Source organism: Curtobacterium sp. AG1037 (assembly GCF_003349855.1).
Classification (GTDB): Bacteria; Actinomycetota; Actinomycetes; order Actinomycetales; family Microbacteriaceae; genus Curtobacterium; species Curtobacterium citreum.
Genome location: NZ_QQAO01000001.1, coordinates 13,273 through 34,346, shown reverse-complemented (window position 1 = coordinate 34,346; position 21,074 = coordinate 13,273). Strand labels below are relative to the sequence as shown.

Below are 21,074 nucleotides of genomic sequence, written 5' to 3'. Positions count from 1 at the left end.
GTCCGGGTGCACCGCGCACCGGGACCGGCCGCTCCCGCCCCACCCACCCTCCACCCAGGAGTGCACGTGACCACCACAGCAGCACCGGACCCGGCCACCGCGCCGTGCACGTTGCGCGAGCGGAAGAAGCAGCAGACCCGGCAGGCGCTCCACGACGCCGCGCTCACGCTCGTGTCCGAGCACGGTCTCGACGGCGTCACCGTCGAGCAGATCTGCGCCGACGCCGACGTCTCCCCGCGGACCTTCTTCAACTACTTCACGTCGAAGGCGCACGCCGCGCTCGGCCTCGACACCGTGGAGGTCCCCGCGTGGGCTGCCTCGCGCTTCGCCGAGGCCGACGGGCGGCTGGTCGACGACCTTTGCACGCTCATCGCCTCGACCGTCCCGCTGTCGCCCGACCGTCGGCGCATGAAGGAGCTGCTCGTGCTCCGGCCCGAGATGGCCTCGATGGTGATGCGGTGGATGGCCGAGTCGCGGCAGTCGCTCCTCGCCACCGTCGGTGTCCGGACCGACGAGCAGACCGCGCGGACTGCGGTCGGGCTGGTGATGTCCGCGCTGTCCGAGGTCGCACACCGGGACACCGTGGGCGACAGTGATGAGCTCGACGCGCGGCTCCGGGTCGTCGTGGCGGAGATGGGCGCGCTGGCTTCGGCGTAGGGCGCGATCGGACCCGGTCCCGGTCCCGCTGGCTCGGCCGCTGCCGCTGGCTCGGCCGGTGCCGCTGGCTCGGCGAGACGCCCCCGTGTGGCCGAGACGCCTTCGTCCCCGGGGCCGTCTCGACGGGGCCGGGGCGTCTCGACGGGACCGGGGCGTCTCGACGGGACCGGGGCGTCTCGAGGCAGGCGGGCGTCTCGGCGGGGCTACGCGAGCAGCGTGCGGGTTGCCGTAACGCAGCCGTCGGTGCGGGCGGGACCGCCCTATGCTCGGTCCCGCCGACCCCGGTCGGCGGGAACCCGTGTCGGCGACGCCAACGTCGTCGTCGTCGACACCGGGGGTCCCCGCTCGGCGCACCGGGTCAGACGACCGACCACCCACCGTCAGACGGCAGCACGACGCCGTTGACGTTCGCTGAGTCGTCGCTCAGCAGCCAGGTGATGGCCGCCGCGAGCTGCTCGGGCTGCGCGACGGGCGGGATGGCCACCTGCATGATCGGTCCGACCCGACCGGCCGCGTACTCGCTCCGCATCGGCGCCTCGATGTTCGTCGCGACCGCCCCGGGGGCGACCGCGTTCGCGCGGATGCCCTGCGGACCGTGGAAGAACGCCACGCTCTTCGTGAAGCCGGCGATCGCATGCTTGGATGCCGTGTAGGCGGCCCCGGCAGCGGAGGCCCGGAGCGCCGCCTCGGACGCGACGTTCACGACCGCACCGCGACCGGCGCCGATCATCGCCGGCAGGACGGCCCGGGTCAGCCGCATCGGACCGGTGACGTTGACACTGAACACGCGGTCCCAGGTGGCGTCGTCGACCTCGTCCGGCGGCAGGAACGCGTCCATGATCCCGGCGACGTTCGCGAGCCCGTCGATGCGCTGGCCCGCGGCGGTGAGCAGGGCGTCGATCGTCGCCGGATCGGTGACGTCGCCGACGACGGTCTCGACGGCGAGCCCCGGGAGGTCGTCCCGGAGCGCGTCCAGTCGCTCGGACACGACGTCGGTCGCGACGACGCGTCCGCCCTCGTTCGCGATGCGCGTCGCCGTGGCGCGTCCGATGCCGGACCCCGCTCCCGTGACGATGATGGTCTTGCCGGCGAACCGTCCGGCGGTGGTGTCGCTCATGTCGTCTCCTCGTCGAGGTGCGCGGTGCGCGAGCTGCGCAGGTGCGCGGTGTCCACCACCCAGTTGTAGCACTCAGTGCCGAAAGGATGCCATGGGAACCGTCGGACGCCCGCGCACGATCGATCCGGATGCGGTGTCGCTCGTCGCGCTCCGGATGTTCGACGACCTGGGCTTCGACGCCGTCTCGATGGACGAGGTCGCGGCGGCCGCCGGGGTCAGCCGTCGTTCGTTGTTCCGCCTGTTCCCGAGCAAGGCCGCGCTGGTCTGGGGCGGCCTCGACGAGTTCGCCGACCGCTTCACCGCCGCGCTGCGGGAACGCCCGACGAACGAGACGTCCGCGGAGGCCCTGCGGGCCGCGTACCGGATCGGCGCGACCTTCCCGGACGACGTCGTCGAGACGACACGGCACCGACTCCGGGTGATCCGCGCGGAGCCGTCGCTCGGCCTGGTCGGCGCGGAGACGATCGCCGCCCTGACGAGGACCGTCGTCCGGTTCGTCGCGGAGCGGGACGGGCGATCGCACACCGACCTCGAGGTGGTCGTGCGGGCGAACGTCCTGGTAGCGGCCGCGAGCGCCGCACTCACGTGGTGGGCGGTCGACGGCGACGGACGCCCCGAGGACGCCGTCGACCGCGCCCTCTCGATGCTCGGCTGATGCTCGGCTGAGGCTCGCGGTCCCCGACGACCGGGCGTAGCGTCGGCGCATGAACGTCAGCGGACCGGCACCGTACTTCCTGCTCCCCGGGACGGCACGGGCAGCGCTCACCCGGTGGCAGCGGGTCTTCGGCGGCGAGCTCCGGATCGCCACCTACGCCGACTTCTCCCGCGACGACGGTCCGGCCGACGCCGTGGCGCACGGCGGGCTCGTCGGTGGTCTCCGGCTGTTCGCGGCGGACGCCGGCCCCGACGACGAGTCCTTCGCGGCGTCGGGCCTGCTCTTCTCCCTGCTCGGCGCGGCGGAACCCGACGTCCTGCGGCGGTGGTTCGGGGACCTGGCCACCGACGGCACCGTGGTCGACCCGCTGCAGCAACGACCGTGGGGCGACTGGGACGGCGTCGTCCGGGACGCCTTCGGGGTCACGTGGCTGATCGGTTTCGAGGCGTCCGCAGCGGCGACCGGCCCGGCCCTGGCCGGCTCCTAGGCGGCGTCGGCGGGCAGCAGCGGGGCCCAGAAGGCGTCCGGACCGTCAGCGACGACCGCGTCCCGCTCGAACCGGAAGCCGTACTCGCGCACGAAGTCGAGGGCCGCGGCCTGCTCGTCCTCGGCGTCGTCCTGCGCCGCGTCGAACAGGTACACGCCGTGCCCCATCGCGACCCCCGCGTCGCTGATGACGGAGAGGTCCCAGCGACCGGGTTCGGCGCGCTCGATCCGGACGACGGCGGCCTGTGCAGCGGTGAAGTCAGCCATGCCGCGAGCATACGGACGCCGATCCTGCGGCCGTTCAGGACCGCGGCACCCCGTAGCCTGAACGCATGGACGCCCCGCAGCCGTCCGGCACGACGAGGCGCCGGATCACGCTCACCATCGACCGGCCCTGGTGCACCTGGGGCGCCCGCCCGACGGTGACGATCGACGGCGTCGGGCACCCCGCGCAGTGGGGCACCGGCACGTGGGCGGTCGCCGAGTCCGGCGACACCGAGGTGGGCGTCTACCTGTACAACCGGGTCTGGCGGTTCGGCGCCGCGCACGCCACGGTGGGCACCGCGGATACCCTGCGCTACCGCAGCGGCGTCCTGCCCCTCGGACCCGGGACGATCACGCCCGAGCCGACGGTCTGACACCACGGGTTCGCAGGTTCCGGCCCAGTAGTCTGAGGAACATGTCAGTCGGGTTGCTCGCCGTGGTGGACGACATCCTCTCCGCGGCCCTCAAGGCCAGCGCGAAGACCGCCGGCGTGGTGATCGACGATGCGGCGGTGACCCCGCAGTACGTGCAGGGCCTGGAGCCCGCGCGTGAGCTGCCGGTGGTCGGGCGCATCGCCCTGGGCAGCCTGTTCAACAAGTTCGTCATCATCATCCCCCTGGCCCTGCTGCTGTCGGCCTTCGCGCCGTGGGTGCTCCCGTGGCTCCTGGTGATCGGCGGCACGTACCTGTGCTTCGAGGGCGCCGAGAAGGTCACCGAGTGGTTCGGGGTGCACCACGCGGCGCACGGCGACGAGCAGCCGACGACCGAGCCGAAGCTCGTGTTCGGCGCGATCCGCACGGACCTCATCCTGAGCACCGAGATCATGCTCATCGCGCTCGCGAGCCTGGACACGAGCCTCGGGTTCTGGCCGACCGTCGGGGCCCTCGCGCTCATCGGCGCCGGCATGACCGCGCTCGTCTACGGCGCGGTGGCGCTCCTGGTCAAGGTCGACGACATCGGCCTGCAGATGATGAAGCAGGAGTCGCGCCGCACCCGACGTGCGGGCGCCCGGGTCGTCGCCGCGATGCCGACGGTGTTCCGCGTGATCAGCATCGTCGGGACCGTGGCGATGCTCTGGGTCGGCGGGCACCTGGTGATCGCGAACCTCGCCGAGACGTTCTGGTCCGGACCCTACGACCTGCTGCACGTGGTCGAACACGCGGTGGAGGCTGCCGGACCGGTCGTCACCTGGATCGTCGACACGGCCGTGTCCGCCGTCCTCGGGCTCGTGCTCGGCATGGTCGTCGTGGGCATCGTGCTCGGCGTCGGTCGGCTGCGGCGCCGCTCGCACTGACGGCGGCGGCGACCTCACGCGCTCAGCGACACCTCACGGCCGCGAGTGCGCGTGAAGTGTCGCTGAGCACATGGACTCGCGCGCGCCGCACGCGCACCGCGCATCGCACATCGCACGCGCGCGCGTCAGCGTCCGCCGTCCCCCGGCGACGACGTCGACCACTGGTACCACGCCTCGAGCTGCGCCTGCGCACTCCCGAGCGCACTGTGCGATCCCCGGACGGCCCCGTCCACCGACGCGAGCTCGTACTGCCGTTCGAGCACGATCGTCCCGAGCACGGTGTCCCCCTCGAGCGCACACCACGTCGTCGCGGAGTCCTGTCGCCAGGTGAGGGGGTGCACGTGTGCCATCGGGGGCGGCTTCCGCTCGGTGCCGCAGGAGCCCGGATGGCGGAACGACTGCTCGGACGCTACGCCGTCCGGCTGGACGGTGCTCAGCATCGGAGCAACGAGCAGCACCGCGGCACGCAGCCCACGGCCGCGGTCAGATCTCGACGTCGCTGCCCATCGTCACGGTGCGCTGCGCCGGCAGCCCGAACCGCGCGGCGGGATCGGCGGCGTTGTGCGCGAGCCCCACGAACAGCTTCTTCCGCCACCGCGCCATGCCCCGGTTGCCCGGCTGCGGCCGGAGCGCGCCGCGGGAGATGAAGTACGACGCGTGCTGCATCTCGTCCGGGTCGATGTCGAGCACCTCGGCCAGGCACGCGGCGTGCAGGGCACGGGGCAGGTCCTGGTCGTCGGAGAACCCGAACTTCACGGTGATGTGGTCGATCCCGTCGTCCTCGTATCCCAGGTCGTCGCGGAAGAACGCCTTGGCGTGCGGGACGTGCGGCACGTTGGCGGTGAGCACGGACACGATGAGCACGGTCCGGTGCATCACGTGGTTGTGCTCGACGTTCGCCCGGAGCGCGAGCGGGGTGGTCTCCTTGTTCGGGTGCGGGAAGATCGCGATCCCCTCGACCCGCGGGATGTGCTTCGTGTTGACGCGCTCGATGAACTCGGCGAGGGACCCCTCGCGCTCCTTGCGTTCGTCCTGCACGAGCTGCCGACCCCGGCGCCACGTCGTCATGAGCGTGATGACGGCCAGCGCGATCAGGAGCGGGACCCACCCGCCGTGCAGGATCTTCGACAGGTTGCCGGCGAGGAAGGTCAGCTCGAGCCCACCGAAGACGACCGCGGCGAGCACGAGCTTCCACGTCTTCCACTGCCAGAGCGGCTTCACGACGAGGAGGAGCAGCAGGGTGTCGACGACGAGCGCGCCGGTCACGGACACCCCGTACGCGGTCGCGAGGCTCGCGGACGACCGGAACGCCAGCATGATCGCCATCACGCCGATGAACAGCAGCAGGTTCACGGCGGGCAGGTAGATCTGGCCGCCTTCTTCACGCGAGGTCTGCCGGATCGTCAGCGGCGGCAGCAGCCCGAGCTGCACGGCCTGCCGTGTCAGCGAGAACGCCCCGCTGATGACCGCCTGGCTCGCGATCACCGTGGCCGCGGTGGCGAGCACCACGACGGGGAGCCGCAGACCGTCGGGGAACAGCAGGAAGAACGGGTCCTTCGCCGCCGAGGGGTCCTCGAGCACCAGCGACGCCTGGCCGAGGTAGTTGAGCACGAGCGCCGGGAACACCACGAAGAACCACGCGCGCAGGATCGCCGGGCGACCGAAGTGCCCCATGTCGGCGTACAGCGCCTCGGCCCCGGTGATGACGAGGACGACCGCCCCCATCGCCACGAACGTGATGTACGGGTGCGCGACGAGGAACGTGACCGCCCAGGTCGGCGAGAGCCCCTGCAGGACGCCCGGGTGCGCGATGATGTGCGGCACGCCGGCCACCGCGATCACCGCGAACCACAGGAGCATCACGGGACCGAACAGGTTGCCGACCTTGCCCGTGCCGAACCGCTGGACGGCGAACAGCAGCACGAGGATCACCGCGGCGATCGGGACGATCAGGTGCTCGACCGACGGCGCCGCGGTGGACAGGCCCTCGACCGCGGAGAGCACCGAGACCGCCGGTGTGATCACCGAGTCGCCGTAGAACAACGAGACGCCGATGATCCCGATCACCAGGAAGATCGTCGCCCCGCCGCGGCGCTCGGCGTACAGCCGCCGTGCGAGGGCGGCGAGCGCCATCACCCCGCCCTCGCCGTTGTTGTCGGCCCGCATGAGCACGAGCACGTACTTGATCGACACGACGACCGTGACGCTCCAGAACATGATCGAGATGACGCCGTAGACGTCCTCCTGCGTCGCCTTGACGATGCCGCCGTCGATCGTGAAGACGGTGCGCAGCGCGTAGAGCGGGCTGGTGCCGATGTCGCCGAAGACGACGCCGAGCGCCGCCAGTGCCAGCGCGACGACGCCCTTGCCGGGGACGTGGCCGTCGTCGGCCACGGTGTCCGTGGTGGGCGACGGTGAGCGGGTCTCGGTCACGCGCGTCTCTTCCGTCAGGGTCGTCCGGGCGACGACCGCGGATCATCATCGCACCGACGGGCGCCTCCGGTTCGCAGGCGACCTCCACCTGTGGACAGCCGTGCGGAGACCGGCCTGCCGTTCGCTGTACCCCGACACCTCGACGCGTACAGGAACGGCGTCCTACCGTCGGCGACGAACAGAGCGCGGACACGCGCGGGAGGAGCACACCATGAACCTCGACGGCTTCGAACCGGCCCAGCTGATCGTCTTCGTCATCGCGGTGGTGCTGGTCTTCGGCGGACTGATCGCGAGCAGGCGCCGCCGCTGACGCGGCACCCCCCACCGGCCAGGAGGCACGGGGCCCGGTCCGGCGCGGACGTCGGCCCGTCAGACGGTCAGGTCGGTGACGACGTCGTGCGCGACGCGCGCCGCACGCGCGGACGCGTCGTCGAGGTGCTCCTTGAACTCGTCGCCGTCCGGCGCACAGAGGTCGCTGATCCCGCGGATCGACACGAACGGCATGTCGTGCACGTGGGCGAACTGGGCGATCGCCGCGGACTCCATGTCGACGGCCGCGACCTGGGGGAACGCCTCGCGCAGGACGCGCGCCCGTCCCTCGGTCACGAAGACCTCGCTCGAGCCGATCGTGGCCGATCGCACCCGGTACGGTGTCTCGGCGGCAGCGGCGACGTCGGCCATCCGTGCGTCCGGCGCGTAGCCCGGCGGCATGCCCGGCACCTGGCCGAGCGCGTACCCGAAGGCGGTCGCGTCCGCGTTCACGTTGACGTAGTGGTCGCCGACGACGACGTCGCCGATGGCGATCCCGCGCATCAGCCCACCGGCGGTGCCGACGCTGATCACGGGGACGGCGCCGAAGTCGTGGAAGCAGTGGGCGACGGCGGCGGTGGCGTTCGTGAAGCCGATGCCGCTGCGGCGGAGGGCGACCGTCCGGCCGCCGACGTCGAGCAGGTGGTGCTCGTCGTGTCCGCCGACGGGGCCGTCCTGCAGGACCACACCGCCGAACAGGTCGGCGACGGCGGCGAGCTCCTCGCTCATGGCCGCGATGACGACGGCGACGGGTCGGGACTCCTGGTGCACCGGACGATCCTCCCACGCCGCGCGCGTGCCAGCATGTCCACATGGGGACGCGCACGGACCGGGACGAGCGGGCTGGCCTGCGGGCGTTCCGCAACCAGCTCGCCATGGTGGCCGGGATCATGCCGGTCGTCGCCTTCGTGCTCGTCGTCGACCGCGAGTCGGTCGGGGTGCTCGCCGCCCTGGGGACCGCGCTGCCGCTGGCGGCCCTCGCGGTCGCGGCCGCGGTCCCCACGACCGTCGACCCGCGGTGGTTCGCGGCCGTGCTCGCCGTCGACGTCGCCGCGATCGCCCTGATCCGCGGGGACGTGCCGTCGGTCGGGATCAGCGCGCTGTTCACACTCCCCGCGCTGTGGGCCGGGTACGCGTTCGGCTTCCCCGGTGCGGCGACCACCACGGCGTTCACGGTCGGCCTGCTCTGGGTCGGCGCGCCCGGCGAGTGGGTGACGATCGACTCCGGCGACACCGCCCGGCTGGTGTCACTCCCCCTCGTGATCGCCGCGGTCAGCGGGACCGCGGCCGCCCTGGCTCGCCGTGCCCGAGCCCGGCAGGCGCTCCTGCACGACCAGGCCGAACTGCTCCGTCGGCGCCTCGGCGAGGTCACCGCGCGCGAGGAACTCGTCCGCGCGGTGCTCGACTCGGTGGACTTCGACGTGCTCGCCTTCGACGCCGAGGGGAACACCACGGTCACGAACGCCGGGCGCAGCGGCGCGGCCGCCCGGGACCTCGCCGCCCGCACCACGGCGGACGGGGTCGGGTCGCTCGTGCGGCGGACCCTGGACGGCGCCGAGCTCGAGGAGGAGCTCGTGCCGGTCCGGCGCGAGGACGGTCGAGCCAGGACGTACACGGTCAGCACGCGCCTGCTGCCCGACGAGGGCGGCGGGGGCGGCGTCCTCGTCGCGCGGGACGTCACCGCCGAGCGGAGTGCCCTGCAGGCCCGGGACGACCTGGTCGCCTCGGTGTCGCACGAGCTCCGCACACCGACCACGGCGGTCCTCGGCTCCGTGGAGCTCGCGCGCGAGGTGGACGGCCTGCCCGCGGACGCCGAGCGCCTGCTCGACGTGGCTTCCCGCAACGCCGAACGACTCGTCGAGCTCGTCGGCGGCATCCTCGACGCGGCCCGCGAGGAACGTGTCGACCTCGTGCTCGCACCGTGCGACCTGCTCGAGGTCGTCGACGCCGCGGTCGAGGCCGCCGAGCCCGCCGCCCGCGCCGCCGGGGTGACGCTCCGGACGAGCGCGGCGGCGTCCCCCGTGACGGTGGTCGCCGACGCCTTCCGGATCCGGCAGGTCGTCGACAACCTGGTGAGCAACGCCGTCAAGTACAACCACGACGGCGGCTGGGTCGAGATCGGGGCGCACGCGGTCGGCGACCTCGTGTGGCTCATCGTGCGCGACGACGGGATCGGCATCGCTGACGCCGACCAGGACCGGCTGTTCGAGCGGTTCTTCCGCGCCGAGAGCGTCCGGAGCACGGGGATCCACGGCACCGGGCTCGGCCTCGCCATCTGCCGGCAGATCGCCCGGCGGCACGGCGGGGACCTCACGGTGCTCAGCGTGCTCGGCGAGGGCACCACCGCGACGATGACGATCCCGGCAGCGGGACCTGACCGGACGGAGCCCGTCGCGTGAACCCCTACCTGCTCTGGACCGCGGTCGGCTGCGGCCTCGTCCTGCTCGCCACCGCGCTGGTGAGCCGTCGATCGGGCGCACGACGGCCGGACGTCCCCCGGAGTGCCCTCGACGCGGCGGTCGGCATCGTCGGGGCGTTCCTGGTCTGCATCGCCGCGGCGCTCTTCGCCGGGTCGGCCACCCGCGTGCTGGTCGTGTGGCTCGTCGTGCTGCTCACGGTCGGGCTCGTCTGCACGGTGCTCCGGGTCCGCCCGGGGAAGGCGGCGGCCGCGGGCGACGGCGTCCCGCAGCGGGCCGAGGCGCTCCCGGCGGCGCTGCGGATGCTCGACCGCGCGGACTACCACCAGGTGTCGGTCGTCCGCCTCGCGGTGACCGTCGGCGACGCCGCGCTGCTCGGGACCGCGTTCGGCTCCGAGACGGTCGACGCCGCTCGTGCTGCCCTGGCCCGGGCGCTCCGGGACGTCGTCCCGCCGGACGCCCCGCTGTGGACCGAGCAGCACGACCGGGTCGTGGCGCTCGTCCGGCAGGAGGAGTGCGACCTGACTGCCTGGCGCGCCGAGGTCGAGACGGCCCTCGTGGCGGTCTCGCCGGACCGCGTCCCGACCGTTCCGACGGCGACCTGGCGCACGACCTCGACCGACGACCTCGGCTACCGGCTCGACGACCTCGAGACCGACGACTGACGACGCCCCGCGACCGCCAGACCTGCGGTGCGGTCAGCCCGCCGGTGCGAGGTCGATCGACAGCGTGTCGGTCGCGGTCTGCTGTGCCGTCGCGCCGCCGCTCCCCGCCGTGGTCTCGGTGAACACGAGCGTCACGATCGCCCGGAGCCGCGCGGCCTCGGCGGGAGCCGCCCCGAGCACGAAGGTCCCGGACCACGACTGCGGCGCGGCGACCGCGTAGCCCTGACCGTCCGCCTGCTCGGCGGGCGAGCCGTCCGACGCGACGTCGGCGCCCGACCCCGTCCGGTACGACACGGCGACGGCGGCCCGCACGAGCCGGACCTCGGCGTCGCCGCCGGACCGGGTCGTCACGGACATCGAAAGGGGCTTGTCCGCTCCCGGGGTCCACTCGTCCATCGGCAGGGTCGACCAGTAGCGGACGTCCACCGTCAGGTCGCCGGCCTGCAGGGTCCGGCTCGCCGCCCCGGAGGCCAGGTCCCCACCGACGGCGGACGGCTTCGCGGACGGCGTGCGAGACGGCGCCCCGGACGCCGACGCGGACGGTGCCCCCGATGCCGACGCGGACGCCGATGCCGCGACCTCCCACGGCGGCGTCCCGCACCCGGCGAGCACGAGCACCGCACCGACCGCGAGCGCCGACACGGCTGCAGCCCGCGCCACGACCGGACGCCCCGTCGTCGGCCGCCCCACGACCGACCCCCGCCGAACCGTCATCGTCGCCCCCACTCCTGCGTCCAGAGCAGATCTTGAGGATCCGCTGCGCCATGGTAGCGCCGGCGCAGAGCGGTGGCCCGGAGACTCGGTGCAACCGCATCGACCCGAACGATCAGGAGCACCCCGTGTCCGCCACCCGACCCACCGAGGCCCCCCGCACGGTCCCCACCACCTCGACCGCCGCCGACCGCAGCCGCTACACGCGCCGCCACGACCCCGAGCTGGCCGCGTCGGTCCTCGACGACCTGCAGGCGCTGCCGGAGTACCGCCCGTCCATCGGCTGCGTCATCCCGGCCTACAACGAGGAGGAGAGCATCGCCGCCGTGCTCACCTCGCTCCTCGAGCAGACCCGGCTGCCGGACGTGGTGCACGTCGTGATCAACAACACGACGGACCGGACCTTCGACGTCGCCGCGGACTTCGCCGGCCCGCACGTGGTCGAGCGCGACGGCGTCGAGCAGCGCACCGAGGTCTACGTGCACGACATCGGCGAGAACCCGGACAAGAAGGTCGGGGCCCTGAACTACGGCTTCAGCCTCATCGAGGGCTGCGACTACATGCTCGGCGTCGACGGCGACACCACGGCGCACCCGGACGCCGTGGAGTGGCTGGCGCAGGAGATCGTCTCCGACGCGCGCATCGGCGGCATCTCCGCGATCTACTCGATCGACGACCGGCCCTTCCGCGGTCCCGTGCAGCGCTTCCTGATCGCCGGACAGCGCGCCCAGTTCGCCGCGTTCAACATGCAGAACATGCTCAAGGGCCGGAACATGGCGGTCCTCGGCGGCCAGTTCTCGATCTTCTCGATGCGCGCCCTGCACGAGGTCATGGACGCGAACCACCAGGGCTCGCCGTGGGTGAAGGACAGCGAGGTCGAGGACTCCCTGCTCTCGCTCCAGGTGAAGAGCGCCGGGTACCTCACCAAGATCAGCGCCCGCGCCCGCGCCGACGTCGGCGGGATGCACACCCTGCGCGGCCTCGACGCCCAGCAGGTCAAGTGGAACTTCGGCGCGATCGAGCTCATGTGGCCCGGGCAGCGCGGTGACACGAAGGGGCAGCCGTTCCACCCGAACCTGCGCCTGCGCTGGGTCGAGCACGCCTCGATGGCGATGAACTTCCTGACGCGCGTGCTCTTCGTGCTGCTGCTCGTCGCGTCCCTGTCGATCCACGCGTTCGTGTTCAGCCCGCTGTGGCTGGTCCCGCCGGTGGTCGCCGTCGCGCTGAACCTGCGGGTCGTCGCGTCCATGAAGCACCGCACGTGGCGCGACGTGCTGTTCGCGGCGCTCATCGCCCCGGCCGAGGTCTACATGTGGATCCGTCTCGGCCACTTCCTGCGCGCGTGGACCCGCTTCGCGAGCAAGAAGCAGACCGACAACTGGGCCGAGCAGGCGAAGGCCGAGCGCGGCTCGGGCAACGCGCACCTGGCGCCGGTCGCGATCGTCCTGCTCGTGATGGCCGCCGCGGTGTACGGATGGCTGCAGCTCGACGTCGTCGCGCAGTCCACGATCCTGTGGTTCGGCTGGCCGGTGCTCGCCGTGATCACGGCGATGCAGACCCTCGGGATGGTCGGCAAGCTGCTCCGCCGCCAGTTCGGGTACCGGGTCTGAGGGATGCCGCCTCCCCGCTCACTCCGCGACGAACCCCGGGTCCCCGGGTCCCGTCAGCCGGTAGCCGACGCCCCGGACCGTCACGACGAAGCGTGGCGCGTTCGGGTCGTCGGCGAGCTTGCGTCGCAGGTTCGCCATGTGCACCTCGACGTTCCGCCGGTCGGCGTCGCCGATGTAGTGGGTGGTGACGTACGCGTCGTTCCGGACGGCCAGCGCCAGGTCCGCCTTGGACCGGACGCGGCGACGGGTCTCGACGAGCGTCGCGATGAGGTCGAACTCGGTCTTGGTCAGCTCGACCGGGACGCCGTCCACCCGGACGAGCCGGGCCTCCTGGTCGATCGCGAGCCCGTTGTGGTGCACCCACGCACCGTCGACGTCGGCCGGACCGACCGGCGAAGCCGGCGAGCCCGGCGACGCCGGACCGTCGGGCGAGGTCGGCGGGTCCGCGGCCACCGGAGGGGCGGGGACCTCGGGCGTGACCGTCGCGACGGACAGGACGGCCGAGGGCGCGGCGGACGCGACCGGGACCTCGCTCGCGGCGAGCGGACCGGTGCCGTCCGGGTCGCCGACCTCGGGCGCCGCGGGCTCCGCGATGCGCGGACGCCGGAGCATCGCCCCGAGCCTGGCCCGGAGTTCCCGCGGCCGGAAGGGCTTGACGAGGTAGTCGTCCGCACCGGCCTCGAGGCCCTGCAGGATGTCGATCTCGTCACCCATCGCCGAGATCATCACGATGTAGGTGCTGCTCGACTCCCGGATGCGCCGCGCCACCTCGAAGCCGTCGATCCCCGGCAGCGACACGTCGAGCGTCGTCACGACGGGCTCGTGCGCGAGGACCGCGCGCACGCCGTCCTCGCCGTTGCCGGTGCTGACCGCCGAGAAACCGGCCTGCATGAGCACCTGCTCGAGCAGGTAGCGGATGTCGAGGTCGTCCTCGATGACGACGGCGACGCGTCGTTCCTGTCCCGGGTCCGTCACGACGGAGTCCCCCTCCCCCGCCACGGTGGTCACCCGTGAACGGCACGCTGGTGGTCCTGGACGCGCACGACCGTGCCGAGCGGTACGGGTGGCTCGTCTCCGAGGAGTATTGCAGCACCCTCCTGCATGCGGACACCTGGGGATCCGCGCTCCGCGGCTTCGCGCCGGCCCCCGACGTGCTCCTGGTCGCGTCCCTCACGGACCGCGACGCCGCCGCCGTCGCGTCGATCGTCCGGGTCGGTCGCGCGCTCGGCGTCCGCGTGGTCTGCGACGGCTCGCGGACGGGCGAGGTCCTGCTCCGTGCAGCGGTCGCCGCCGGTGCCACCGGGTGGGACGGCTCGGCTGCGTCCGCCGGGGCCGCCTTCGCCCCGCCCGTCGCGTGACGCGACCACCCACCGGACGGGAGGCACGGTGCGGCCCCGCCACGTGCCTCCCGTCCGGTGGTCCCCGCCCCGGTGACGGGCCGCGCCGCTAGGGGGCGAGCACCGCGTCCACGGCGACCGCGAAGGCGTCCGCCCCGCCGTGGTCGTCGGCGGTGACCGTGACCACGGCGTGGTCGGCGGACATGACCATCTGGCCGTACGCGCCGTGCAGGCGCCAGAGCCGCCCCGGCCCGCCCCAACCCGCCATCGCGTACCGGTCGTAGCCGGGGTCCGCGTCGGGTCGGACGACCCAGTCCGTGTGCATCGCGTCGCACCACCGCGCCCCGACGACGCGCCGTCCGTCCACGACGCCGCGGTCGCGCACCAGGCGGCCGAGGCGGGCGACCTCCTCGGTGCGGAGCGCGATGCCGGCCCCGCCGGCGACGAACCCGCGGGAGCAGCGCTCCCAGGTGACGCCGTCGACGCCGAGCGGCGTGAACAGGCGGTCCGCGACGAACGCGCCGACGTCGCCGACCCGGGTCTCGAGGACGCGCATCGCCGTGTACGTGCTCACGTTCGCGTACTGGAAGACCCGGCCGCGTGCGGGCCGGCCGAGGAACTCGGCGGCGAGGTCCGGCCACTCGGTGAGCTCCGTCGCCGACCAGGGCATGTCGATGCCGCTCGTCATCGTGAGCAGGTGCCGCAGGGTGACCTCGCCGGTGCCCGGGCCGAACGCGGTGCCCGGCAGGGCGGCCGCCATCGCCTCGACGACCGGTGCGTCGACGTCGACGAGGCCGTCGTCCGCAGCGATGCCGACCGCCAGGACGGCGACGCCCTTCGCGATCGAGTGCACCTCGCGGCGGACGTCGGGCGTCCAGTGGTGCTCGGCCGTCTCGTCACCGATCCGGACGTGCAGGCCGTGGGCGCGGAAGCCGGTCCGGTCGGCGTGGGCGACGAGGGTGTCGAGGACGGCGGCGGCGCGGTCGGACTGGGCGGGGTGCACGGAGGCCATCATCGCGGACCCGCGGCCGCGGCGCGCGTCAGAGTCCGCGGAGCCGGCGCCCGGACGCCGCGTCGTTCCACGACGTCGACGAGCCCTCGACCTCGGCGGCGTGGAGGCCCTCGTGCCCGTCGGCGAGCGCGCAGCGCCAGCGGTCGAAGACGCTCATGCAGAGGTCGCGGACCACTGGGTCGGACGGCGGACCGCCGACGTCGTGGGGACGGTGGGGTGTGCCGGGTTCGGGTGCGGGTTCGTGGTGCATGTCAACAGGAGGACGTCCCGAGCGCGCGTTCTGTCACGAAATGACCGATCCGCGGCGTGTCCGGACGGGGCACGGCAGCGTCCGGCGTCCCCGCGGGCGCGGGGTGTTGGCTCGGGGTGTGCCCGAGGACGACCCCCTGCTCCACGCATCGGACGCGACCCTCGTGTCGCGCGCCGGTGACGGGGACGTCCTGGCGTTCGAGGTCCTCGCCCGGCGCCACGGTCCGGTGATGCGCGTGTACGCGGAGCAGGTCCTCGCGTCGAACGTCGAGTCGGACGACGTCGTGCAGGAGTCCTTCCTGACCGGGTGGCGGAAGCTCGGGGAGCTCGAGCAGCCCGCGCGGTTCCGGCCGTGGATGATGCAGATCGTCACGCGCAAGGCCCTCGACCGGCTGCGGCGCCGACGGCACCACGAGGAGCTCGACGACGACGTCGCCGAGCCGACCCACGCCGCCCGGGACCCGGAGCGCATCGTCGAGACGCGCTTGCAGCTCGACGCCGTCTGGGCCGCGCTCGACCGGCTGCCCGTCGACCAGCGTCGGTGCTGGTTGCTCCGGGAGACCGCCGGCTACAGCTACCAGCAGATCGCCGACGAACTCGAACTGCCCGTGACCACCGTCCGCGGGCTGCTCGCCCGAGCGCGACGGTTCCTCTCCGCGGAGATGGAGGGATGGCGATGAACCAGGACGACCTGCCCGTGCCCGACGACGACCTGCCCCTGCCGGACGACGACCTCGACGGCCACTCCATGGAGGAGCTCGCCGAGTACCTCGACCGCGGACGGAACCCGATCGACCCGTCGATCGAGGGCTCCGCCGCGTGCCGTCTCGCGCTCTCGAACATGCAGCGGCTCCGCGAGCTCTCGCTCGACGCCCTGCAGCACCGCGCCGACGGCGAGTCCGACCGCGAGACCGGCTGGGTCGACCGGCTGCTCGAGGCGATCCGCGCCGAGGTCCGGTCCGGCCGGGACGTCCCGGTCTCCCACCCCGACCCGCGGCTGCGCCTGTCGATGACCGAGGCCGCCGTGCAGGGCATCGTGCGGCGGGCCGGCGACACCATGGGCGGGGTCGTCATGGGACGCTGCACCCTGACCGGCGACCTCGACGTCCCCGGCGCCCCGATCACCGTCTCCGTCACCGCCGGACTCGTCTACGGACACCCCGCCGAGGAGACCGCCGAGCGACTCCGGCTCGCCGTCACGCGCGCACTCGAGCGGCACACCGAGCTCACCGTCGCGTCGATCGACGTCCGATTCGACGACGTCTTCCTGCCGTGAGGAGCAGCACCGTGGACGACGAAGCACTCTCCCGCGACCTGACCGCCGCCGTCCGGGCCGTCCCCGGGGTCGTCGGCGTGCACGCACCCCGGTCCGCGGTGCACGCCGCCGCCGAGGCCGTCGCGGTCGCGCTGTCGCTGCGGGAGCCCGACGTGCTCGTCGACGTCGACCGGCTCGACACCACGCTCCGGCTCACCACGCACATCGCGGTGGACGACCGGCGGCCGGCGCCCGACACCCTGCGCGAGGTCGGGGAGCGGTTACGCGAGGTCGTCGACGGGGTGCCGGGGCCGTCGGCGGACCTGATCACGGTGACGATCCGGGTGGTGGAGGACGGCGGTACGGTCGTCGGGTGACGGCTCCCCGCGGTCGTGTGCGTGCCGCCGTGACGGCGGTCGGCAGACGACGGCTGCCTCGTCCACGAGGATCTGCCGGGTCACTCGCCGACTTCGATGGTTCCCTTGCGGAGGAGGAAACAACCGTAGGGGCCAGGGTCGGATGTCCGGATCACTGCGTACGCTCCGCGCGCTGCTTCGTAGAAGTCGAACCGTGCAAGCGCTTCCACGGTGACGGGCCCGCCTGCGGCCCGGTCAGCGACACGTTGCATCACCTGGTGCGCATCGACGAGCCGATCCGGTGCACCGACGACCTGCATCCGCCGGATCGGCGCATCGACGAAGGTGTCCAGTGGGAGCAGGGAGAGGATCGCGGTCGTCGCCCGCTCGATACCGCATCCCGTCATGTGTACGACGCTGCCGTGGACGGTGTGTGCGGCGATGGACGCTGCTGGGTGGTTGACGTCGCAGATCAGCACCTCGTCGCCGTGCCCCATCGCCATCAAGACGCTCAGCACCTCGGCGTTCAGGACCGGATCGATGCCTCGCAACATCGGTCACTCCTTCGCAGCGGCACGGTTGTTGAGCTGGTCGAACGCCACCGCGACGAGGATGAGTGCGCCGATCGCGATCTGCAGGGAGAACGAGTTCACGGCGAGGAGGTTGCCACCGTTGTTGAGCACGCCGATCAGGAGCGCCCCGCACGCAGCACCGATCGCGCTCCCACGTGCCCCGGACAAGCTGGCTCCGCCGATGACGCACGCGGCGATCGCCTGCAGCTCGAAACCCGTGCCCGCCGTCGGCACACCGGCACCGAGACGCGAGGTCAGCAGGATGCCCCCGACGGCGGACAGCAGGCCCGCGATGACGTAGACGCAGACCGTCACGAGTCTGACGGGAACGCCGGCGAGACGTGCAGCTTCCGCGTTCGACCCGACGGCGTAGACGTAGCGCCCGAACACCGTCCGCCTGAGCACGAACGCGGCGGCCGCGGCGATCAGGACGAAGAGGATGAGCAGGTTCGGGACACCGAAGACCGTGCCGTTGGCGAGCTGTTGGAAGCTGTCGGGCAGGCCCTGGACGGTGTTGGCGTCGGTGATCACGAGGACGATACCGCGGGCGATACCGAGCATGCCGAGGGTTGCGATGAACGGGGGCAGCTTGAAGCGTGTGACGACGAACCCGGTGAAGAGCCCGAGGACGGCGCCGATGAGGAGTCCGAGCGCGATCGCGGGGACGACCGGGACGCCGTCGACGATCAGCTGTGCGGTGACCGCCCCGGACAGGCCGAGGATCGATCCCGTCGACAGATCGATCCCGCCGGTGAGGATCACGAGGAGCTGCCCGATTGCGATGATGCCGTAGATCGAGACCTGTCGAGCGAGGTTGGCCAGGTTGTTGGCGGTGAGGAAGTCGTCGCTGAGGAGGGTCAGCGCGCCGAAGACGACGAGCAGGACGACGAGGACTCCGCTCTCGCGGCCGGCGATGCTCCCGAGCGTGGCGACCCTCGGCTTCGGGCTGATCCTCGCGGTGAGGGGGGCGCCACTGTCCCGGACCGTGCGGATGGTGGTGGTCTCGATGGCTTCGCGCCAGAGGAGTTTCGGCATGAGGTCTTCCCTAGGGGTTCTGTCCGACGGCGGTGTCGGATCGATCGTTGCGGAGGGACGGCGTTGCGCCGCTGGCGAGCTGGAGGACGTCTTCCTCGGATGCCCCGCGGGGCAGTTCACCGGCGATGGCGTCCTCGCGGAGCACGACGACGCGGTCGGCGAGACCGAGGAGCTCGGGGAGGTAGGAGGAGACCACCACGACCGCGAGCCCCTGGCGGGCGAGGCCGTTGATCACGTCGTACAGCTCACCCTTCGCGCCGATGTCGATGCCCTTCGTGGGTTCGTCGAACATGATCACCTTGGGTTTGGTGAGCAACCACCGGGCGAGGAGGACTTTCTGCTGGTTGCCGCCGGAGAGGGACGAAACGGGCTGGTCGTACGAGCCGGCCCGGATCCGGAGGCTGTCGAGCAGCGCATCAGCCTCGCTGATCTGAGACTTCCGCGGCAGGAGCCCCTTCCGCGAACCGGTTCGCAGGCTCGCGATCGTCACGTTCTCCCTGATGGAGAGTTCGGGGAGGAGCCCGAGGACCTTCCGGTCCTCGGTGAGCAGCGCGACACCGGCGTTCATCATGCTCCGGGGGCCGTCCGGCCTGACGACCCGCCCGTCGATCCGGATCTCGCCTGCTGCGATCGAGTCCGACCCGAAGATGCTCAGGAGCAGCTCGCTGCGCCCTGACCCGAGCAGGCCGCCGATACCGAGGATCTCACCGCCGCGCGCGACGAGGTCGATCGGCGGGCTGTCCGGTGTGCGTCGGAGGCCGGTGACCGTGAGGCGCTCGGAGTGTTCCTCGCGGACCTCGTCCGGGTAGAGCGCGGTGACGTCCCTGCCCACCATCGCGGTGATGAGGGTGTCCTCGGTGTAGTCGGAGAGAGGCCCGCTCTGGGAGAGTTCACCGTCGCGAAGGACGGTGACCCAGTCGCCGATGGCGAACATCTCCTCGAGCCGGTGCGTGATGTACAGGATCGCGACGCCAGCTGCCTTGAAGCGTCGAATCTGCTCGAGGAGGCGATCCGACTCCGCTTCGGTCAACGCGGTCGTGGGCTCGTCGAAGACGATGACCTTGACCTGGTCGGCGGTCGCGACCTTGGCGACCTCGACCAGCTGTTTCGTCGCCGCTGGCAGGTGCTCCACCGTCGCCGACGGATCGACCTCGGTGAGCCCGAGGTCGTCGAGCGCGACCCGGCATCGGTCGTGGAGCTCGCCGGTGCGGATGAGGCCTGACCTGGAGGGGAGTCTGCCCATGAACACGTTCTCGGCAACCGAGAGGTGCGGCAGCAGGCTGAGCTCCTGGTACACCGCTTGCACTCCTGCAGCTCGCAACGCTGACGGTGTCGCGGTGGTCACGGGGTCGGAGTCGATCCGGAATTCTCCCGAGTCACGATGCAACGCTCCCGTGAGGATCTTGATCAGGGTGGACTTCCCGGCACCGTTCTCGCCTGCCAGGCAGTGCACCTGGCCGGCGACCAGCTTCAGGGACACCCCGCTGAGGGCTTGGACCGTTCCGAACGCCTTGGAGACGTCGACGAGGTGCAGGACCGCGGCTCCGTCGGGCTCGACGATCGTCACTTGTCGACCTTGGCGGTCTGCGGCTTCAGCAGGGTCTTGATCGCGGCGTCGTCCATGTTGTCGCGGTCGACGACGGCGACTCCGGGATCGAGGACCGCCGGCGGGATGCGCCCCTGGGAGGCCATGGCTGCCTCGACGACGCCCTGGTAGCCGAGGAACCAGGGGTTCTGCACCACGAGGGCGTCGATCGTCCCGGCCTTGAGCGCGGCGTTCTCGGCGGGGTCGGAGTCGAAGGCGACCACCGGGATGGTGTCCGCTGCCTTGTTGTCCTTGATCGCCGTGGCCGCTCCGACTCCGGAGCTGTTGTTGTCCGCGAAGACACCCACCAGGTCCGAGTGGGCCGAGATGGCGTCGTTCACCTGCGACGCGGCTGTGCTGATGTCGTTGTTGTTGTAGTTCTGCAGGCTCGCGTCGATCTTCGGGCAGTCCTTCGACAGACCGGACCGGAATCCTGCGTCGCGCTGCTGGTTGGCCTCGATGCCAGCGATCGGCGCTTCGACGAGGACCTTGCCGGTGGTCGTCCCCTGGGCGGTCAGGAGCTTGCACATCTTCTCGCCAGCGGAGGTGCCGGCGAGTTCGTTGTTGGTTCCGATGTGGCCGTCGACGTCTGCGGTGACGCGGGTGTCGGCGGTGATCACCTTGATCCCGGACTTCCGGGCCGCGTTGACGGATGCGTTCAGCGCCTCGCTCGAGCTCGGTGCGACGACGATCGCGTCCGCTCCGCGAGCCACGGAGTTCTCGACGAGCTGCACCTGGCCGGCGATGTCCGTCTCCGACGTCGGACCGAAGGTGCTGACGTCGACGCCGTAGTCCTTGGCTGCTGCTTCCGCACCGGCGAGGAGGGTCTGCCAGTACTCGGAGTCGGTTGCTCGGATGATCACGTCGACCTTCACACCGGCGGCCGCACCTGCGGATCCGGAACTGCGCGCGTCGGCGTTCGAGACGGTGGCTCGTCCGCCGACGACACCGCCGACCACTGCGACGAGTGCGATCGCCACGACGAGGGAGAGGGAGAACACGGTTCTGGTTCGCGCCATTGCGTTGACCTTCTGGGATGCGCCGCACACTCGGGT

25 protein-coding genes are annotated in these 21,074 nt (G+C 72.1%); 12 read left to right on the top strand and 13 right to left on the bottom strand.

Annotation, left to right across the window (positions count from 1 at the left end; genetic code table 11):
* The first annotated feature begins 66 nt into the window (after window positions 1-66).
* Window positions 67-657, top strand: coding sequence for a TetR/AcrR family transcriptional regulator (locus tag DEU32_RS00180; RefSeq protein ID WP_114848851.1), 591 nt, complete (start codon window positions 67-69; stop codon window positions 655-657).
* 358 nt (window positions 658-1,015) lie between these two features.
* On the opposite strand, the gene DEU32_RS00175 is transcribed toward DEU32_RS00180, so the two are convergent.
* Entirely contained in the window at window positions 1,016-1,774 is a 759-nt protein-coding gene (locus DEU32_RS00175) for an SDR family NAD(P)-dependent oxidoreductase (RefSeq protein WP_114848850.1), read from the bottom strand.
* Between the two features lie 91 nt (window positions 1,775-1,865).
* Between DEU32_RS00175 and DEU32_RS00170 the strand changes: the two genes are divergently transcribed.
* Window positions 1,866-2,429, top strand: coding sequence for a TetR family transcriptional regulator (locus DEU32_RS00170; RefSeq protein WP_114848849.1), 564 nt, complete (start codon window positions 1,866-1,868; stop codon window positions 2,427-2,429).
* A 49-nt stretch (window positions 2,430-2,478) separates the two neighbouring features.
* A complete protein-coding gene (locus tag DEU32_RS00165; RefSeq protein ID WP_114848848.1) occupies window positions 2,479-2,916 on the top strand; it encodes a VOC family protein in 438 nt (145 codons plus the stop codon).
* Here the strand turns inward: DEU32_RS00165 and DEU32_RS00160 are convergent.
* Window positions 2,913-3,182, bottom strand: a complete 270-nt coding sequence (locus DEU32_RS00160) for a hypothetical protein (protein ID WP_114848847.1) — start codon at window positions 3,180-3,182, stop codon at window positions 2,913-2,915. The genes DEU32_RS00165 and DEU32_RS00160 overlap by 4 nt on opposite strands.
* 65 nt (window positions 3,183-3,247) lie before the next feature.
* On the opposite strand from DEU32_RS00160, the gene DEU32_RS00155 reads away from it, so the two are divergent.
* Both DEU32_RS00155 and DEU32_RS00150 read left to right on the top strand, forming a co-directional pair.
* Complete coding sequence (locus DEU32_RS00155) at window positions 3,248-3,553, top strand: hypothetical protein (RefSeq protein ID WP_114848846.1); 306 nt, start codon at window positions 3,248-3,250, stop codon at window positions 3,551-3,553.
* Between the two features lie 41 nt (window positions 3,554-3,594).
* Window positions 3,595-4,473, top strand: a complete 879-nt coding sequence (locus DEU32_RS00150; protein ID WP_114848845.1) for a DUF808 domain-containing protein — start codon at window positions 3,595-3,597, stop codon at window positions 4,471-4,473.
* A 125-nt stretch (window positions 4,474-4,598) separates the two neighbouring features.
* On the opposite strand, the gene DEU32_RS00145 is transcribed toward DEU32_RS00150, so the two are convergent.
* From DEU32_RS00145 to mtnN, 3 genes are all read right to left on the bottom strand, one after another.
* The gene (locus DEU32_RS00145; protein ID WP_141860408.1) at window positions 4,599-4,823 is read right to left on the bottom strand and encodes a hypothetical protein; all 225 of its coding nucleotides are present in this window, start codon (window positions 4,821-4,823) and stop codon (window positions 4,599-4,601) included.
* A gap of 133 nt (window positions 4,824-4,956) precedes the next feature.
* Complete coding sequence (locus tag DEU32_RS00140; protein WP_114848843.1) at window positions 4,957-6,906, bottom strand: potassium transporter Kup; 1,950 nt, start codon at window positions 6,904-6,906, stop codon at window positions 4,957-4,959.
* Window positions 6,907-7,275: 369 nt separating this feature from the next.
* Window positions 7,276-7,986 carry a 5'-methylthioadenosine/S-adenosylhomocysteine nucleosidase gene (gene mtnN, locus DEU32_RS00135; protein WP_114848842.1) on the bottom strand — a complete coding sequence of 237 codons (711 nt, stop codon included), beginning with the start codon at window positions 7,984-7,986 and terminating at the stop codon, window positions 7,276-7,278.
* Window positions 7,987-8,027: 41 nt separating this feature from the next.
* On the opposite strand from mtnN, the gene DEU32_RS00130 reads away from it, so the two are divergent.
* Together DEU32_RS00130 and DEU32_RS00125 are read left to right on the top strand one after the other, a co-directional pair.
* Window positions 8,028-9,614, top strand: a complete 1,587-nt coding sequence (locus DEU32_RS00130; protein WP_114848841.1) for a cell wall metabolism sensor histidine kinase WalK — start codon at window positions 8,028-8,030, stop codon at window positions 9,612-9,614.
* Window positions 9,611-10,297 carry a hypothetical protein gene (locus tag DEU32_RS00125; protein WP_114848840.1) on the top strand — a complete coding sequence of 229 codons (687 nt, stop codon included), beginning with the start codon at window positions 9,611-9,613 and terminating at the stop codon, window positions 10,295-10,297. Before DEU32_RS00130 ends, DEU32_RS00125 begins: the two co-directional genes overlap by 4 nt.
* Before the next feature lie 33 nt (window positions 10,298-10,330).
* On the opposite strand, the gene DEU32_RS00120 is transcribed toward DEU32_RS00125, so the two are convergent.
* Window positions 10,331-11,011 carry a hypothetical protein gene (locus tag DEU32_RS00120; RefSeq protein WP_147281380.1) on the bottom strand — a complete coding sequence of 227 codons (681 nt, stop codon included), beginning with the start codon at window positions 11,009-11,011 and terminating at the stop codon, window positions 10,331-10,333.
* Window positions 11,012-11,136: 125 nt separating this feature from the next.
* On the opposite strand from DEU32_RS00120, the gene DEU32_RS00115 reads away from it, so the two are divergent.
* Window positions 11,137-12,618, top strand: coding sequence for a glycosyltransferase (locus tag DEU32_RS00115; protein WP_114849148.1), 1,482 nt, complete (start codon window positions 11,137-11,139; stop codon window positions 12,616-12,618).
* Window positions 12,619-12,636: 18 nt separating this feature from the next.
* Here the strand turns inward: DEU32_RS00115 and DEU32_RS00110 are convergent, their stop codons facing one another.
* The gene (locus DEU32_RS00110; RefSeq protein WP_258554729.1) at window positions 12,637-13,626 is read right to left on the bottom strand and encodes a response regulator transcription factor; all 990 of its coding nucleotides are present in this window, start codon (window positions 13,624-13,626) and stop codon (window positions 12,637-12,639) included.
* Window positions 13,627-13,628: 2 nt separating this feature from the next.
* Here DEU32_RS00110 and DEU32_RS00105 point away from each other — a divergent pair, with 2 nt between their 5' ends.
* Window positions 13,629-13,976, top strand: a complete 348-nt coding sequence (locus tag DEU32_RS00105; protein WP_058741171.1) for a hypothetical protein — start codon at window positions 13,629-13,631, stop codon at window positions 13,974-13,976.
* A gap of 88 nt (window positions 13,977-14,064) precedes the next feature.
* On the opposite strand, the gene DEU32_RS00100 is transcribed toward DEU32_RS00105, so the two are convergent.
* Together DEU32_RS00100 and DEU32_RS17435 are read right to left on the bottom strand one after the other, a co-directional pair.
* Complete coding sequence (locus tag DEU32_RS00100; RefSeq protein ID WP_229666787.1) at window positions 14,065-14,958, bottom strand: serine hydrolase; 894 nt, start codon at window positions 14,956-14,958, stop codon at window positions 14,065-14,067.
* 37 nt (window positions 14,959-14,995) lie between these two features.
* Window positions 14,996-15,124 (bottom strand): hypothetical protein, encoded by a 129-nt coding sequence (locus tag DEU32_RS17435; protein ID WP_257222040.1) that lies wholly within the window; start codon window positions 15,122-15,124, stop codon window positions 14,996-14,998.
* Between the two features lie 211 nt (window positions 15,125-15,335).
* On the opposite strand from DEU32_RS17435, the gene DEU32_RS00095 reads away from it, so the two are divergent.
* From DEU32_RS00095 to DEU32_RS00085, 3 genes are read left to right on the top strand one after another with little or no spacing between them, the layout of a single operon-like run.
* The gene (locus tag DEU32_RS00095) at window positions 15,336-15,896 is read left to right on the top strand and encodes an RNA polymerase sigma factor (protein WP_229666788.1); all 561 of its coding nucleotides are present in this window, start codon (window positions 15,336-15,338) and stop codon (window positions 15,894-15,896) included.
* Window positions 15,893-16,492 carry an Asp23/Gls24 family envelope stress response protein gene (locus DEU32_RS00090; protein WP_141860396.1) on the top strand — a complete coding sequence of 200 codons (600 nt, stop codon included), beginning with the start codon at window positions 15,893-15,895 and terminating at the stop codon, window positions 16,490-16,492. Before DEU32_RS00095 ends, DEU32_RS00090 begins: the two co-directional genes overlap by 4 nt.
* 11 nt (window positions 16,493-16,503) lie before the next feature.
* Entirely contained in the window at window positions 16,504-16,848 is a 345-nt protein-coding gene (locus DEU32_RS00085; protein WP_114848836.1) for a hypothetical protein, read from the top strand.
* Window positions 16,849-16,928: 80 nt separating this feature from the next.
* Here DEU32_RS00085 and DEU32_RS00080 read toward each other — a convergent pair whose 3' ends face one another.
* From DEU32_RS00080 to DEU32_RS00065, 4 genes are read right to left on the bottom strand one after another with little or no spacing between them, the layout of a single operon-like run.
* Complete coding sequence (locus DEU32_RS00080) at window positions 16,929-17,381, bottom strand: RbsD/FucU family protein (RefSeq protein WP_114848835.1); 453 nt, start codon at window positions 17,379-17,381, stop codon at window positions 16,929-16,931.
* Window positions 17,382-17,384: 3 nt separating this feature from the next.
* Complete coding sequence (locus DEU32_RS00075) at window positions 17,385-18,434, bottom strand: ABC transporter permease (RefSeq protein ID WP_114848834.1); 1,050 nt, start codon at window positions 18,432-18,434, stop codon at window positions 17,385-17,387.
* Window positions 18,435-18,444: 10 nt separating this feature from the next.
* On the bottom strand, window positions 18,445-20,001 hold the full coding sequence (locus DEU32_RS00070; RefSeq protein ID WP_202596804.1) for a sugar ABC transporter ATP-binding protein: 1,557 nt from the start codon (window positions 19,999-20,001) through the stop codon (window positions 18,445-18,447).
* Window positions 19,998-21,038 (bottom strand): ABC transporter substrate-binding protein, encoded by a 1,041-nt coding sequence (locus DEU32_RS00065; protein ID WP_114848833.1) that lies wholly within the window; start codon window positions 21,036-21,038, stop codon window positions 19,998-20,000. The genes DEU32_RS00070 and DEU32_RS00065 overlap by 4 nt, the downstream gene beginning before the upstream one ends.
* Window positions 21,039-21,074 lie beyond the last annotated feature (36 nt).

Coding starts and splice junctions, on each gene's coding strand:
- DEU32_RS00175 (WP_114848850.1), bottom strand. CDS start 1,774: ATGAGCGACACCACCGCCGGACGGTTCGCCGGCAAGACCATCATCGTC.
- DEU32_RS00155 (WP_114848846.1), top strand. CDS start 3,248: ATGGACGCCCCGCAGCCGTCCGGCACGACGAGGCGCCGGATCACGCTC.
- DEU32_RS00160 (WP_114848847.1), bottom strand. CDS start 3,182: ATGGCTGACTTCACCGCTGCACAGGCCGCCGTCGTCCGGATCGAGCGC.
- DEU32_RS00170 (WP_114848849.1), top strand. CDS start 1,866: ATGGGAACCGTCGGACGCCCGCGCACGATCGATCCGGATGCGGTGTCG.
- DEU32_RS00145 (WP_141860408.1), bottom strand. CDS start 4,823: ATGGCACACGTGCACCCCCTCACCTGGCGACAGGACTCCGCGACGACG.
- DEU32_RS00130 (WP_114848841.1), top strand. CDS start 8,028: ATGGGGACGCGCACGGACCGGGACGAGCGGGCTGGCCTGCGGGCGTTC.
- DEU32_RS00165 (WP_114848848.1), top strand. CDS start 2,479: ATGAACGTCAGCGGACCGGCACCGTACTTCCTGCTCCCCGGGACGGCA.
- DEU32_RS00090 (WP_141860396.1), top strand. CDS start 15,893: ATGAACCAGGACGACCTGCCCGTGCCCGACGACGACCTGCCCCTGCCG.
- DEU32_RS17435 (WP_257222040.1), bottom strand. CDS start 15,124: ATGAGCGTCTTCGACCGCTGGCGCTGCGCGCTCGCCGACGGGCACGAG.
- DEU32_RS00080 (WP_114848835.1), bottom strand. CDS start 17,381: ATGTTGCGAGGCATCGATCCGGTCCTGAACGCCGAGGTGCTGAGCGTC.
- DEU32_RS00120 (WP_147281380.1), bottom strand. CDS start 11,011: ATGACGGTTCGGCGGGGGTCGGTCGTGGGGCGGCCGACGACGGGGCGT.
- DEU32_RS00065 (WP_114848833.1), bottom strand. CDS start 21,038: ATGGCGCGAACCAGAACCGTGTTCTCCCTCTCCCTCGTCGTGGCGATC.
- DEU32_RS00150 (WP_114848845.1), top strand. CDS start 3,595: ATGTCAGTCGGGTTGCTCGCCGTGGTGGACGACATCCTCTCCGCGGCC.
- DEU32_RS00075 (WP_114848834.1), bottom strand. CDS start 18,434: ATGCCGAAACTCCTCTGGCGCGAAGCCATCGAGACCACCACCATCCGC.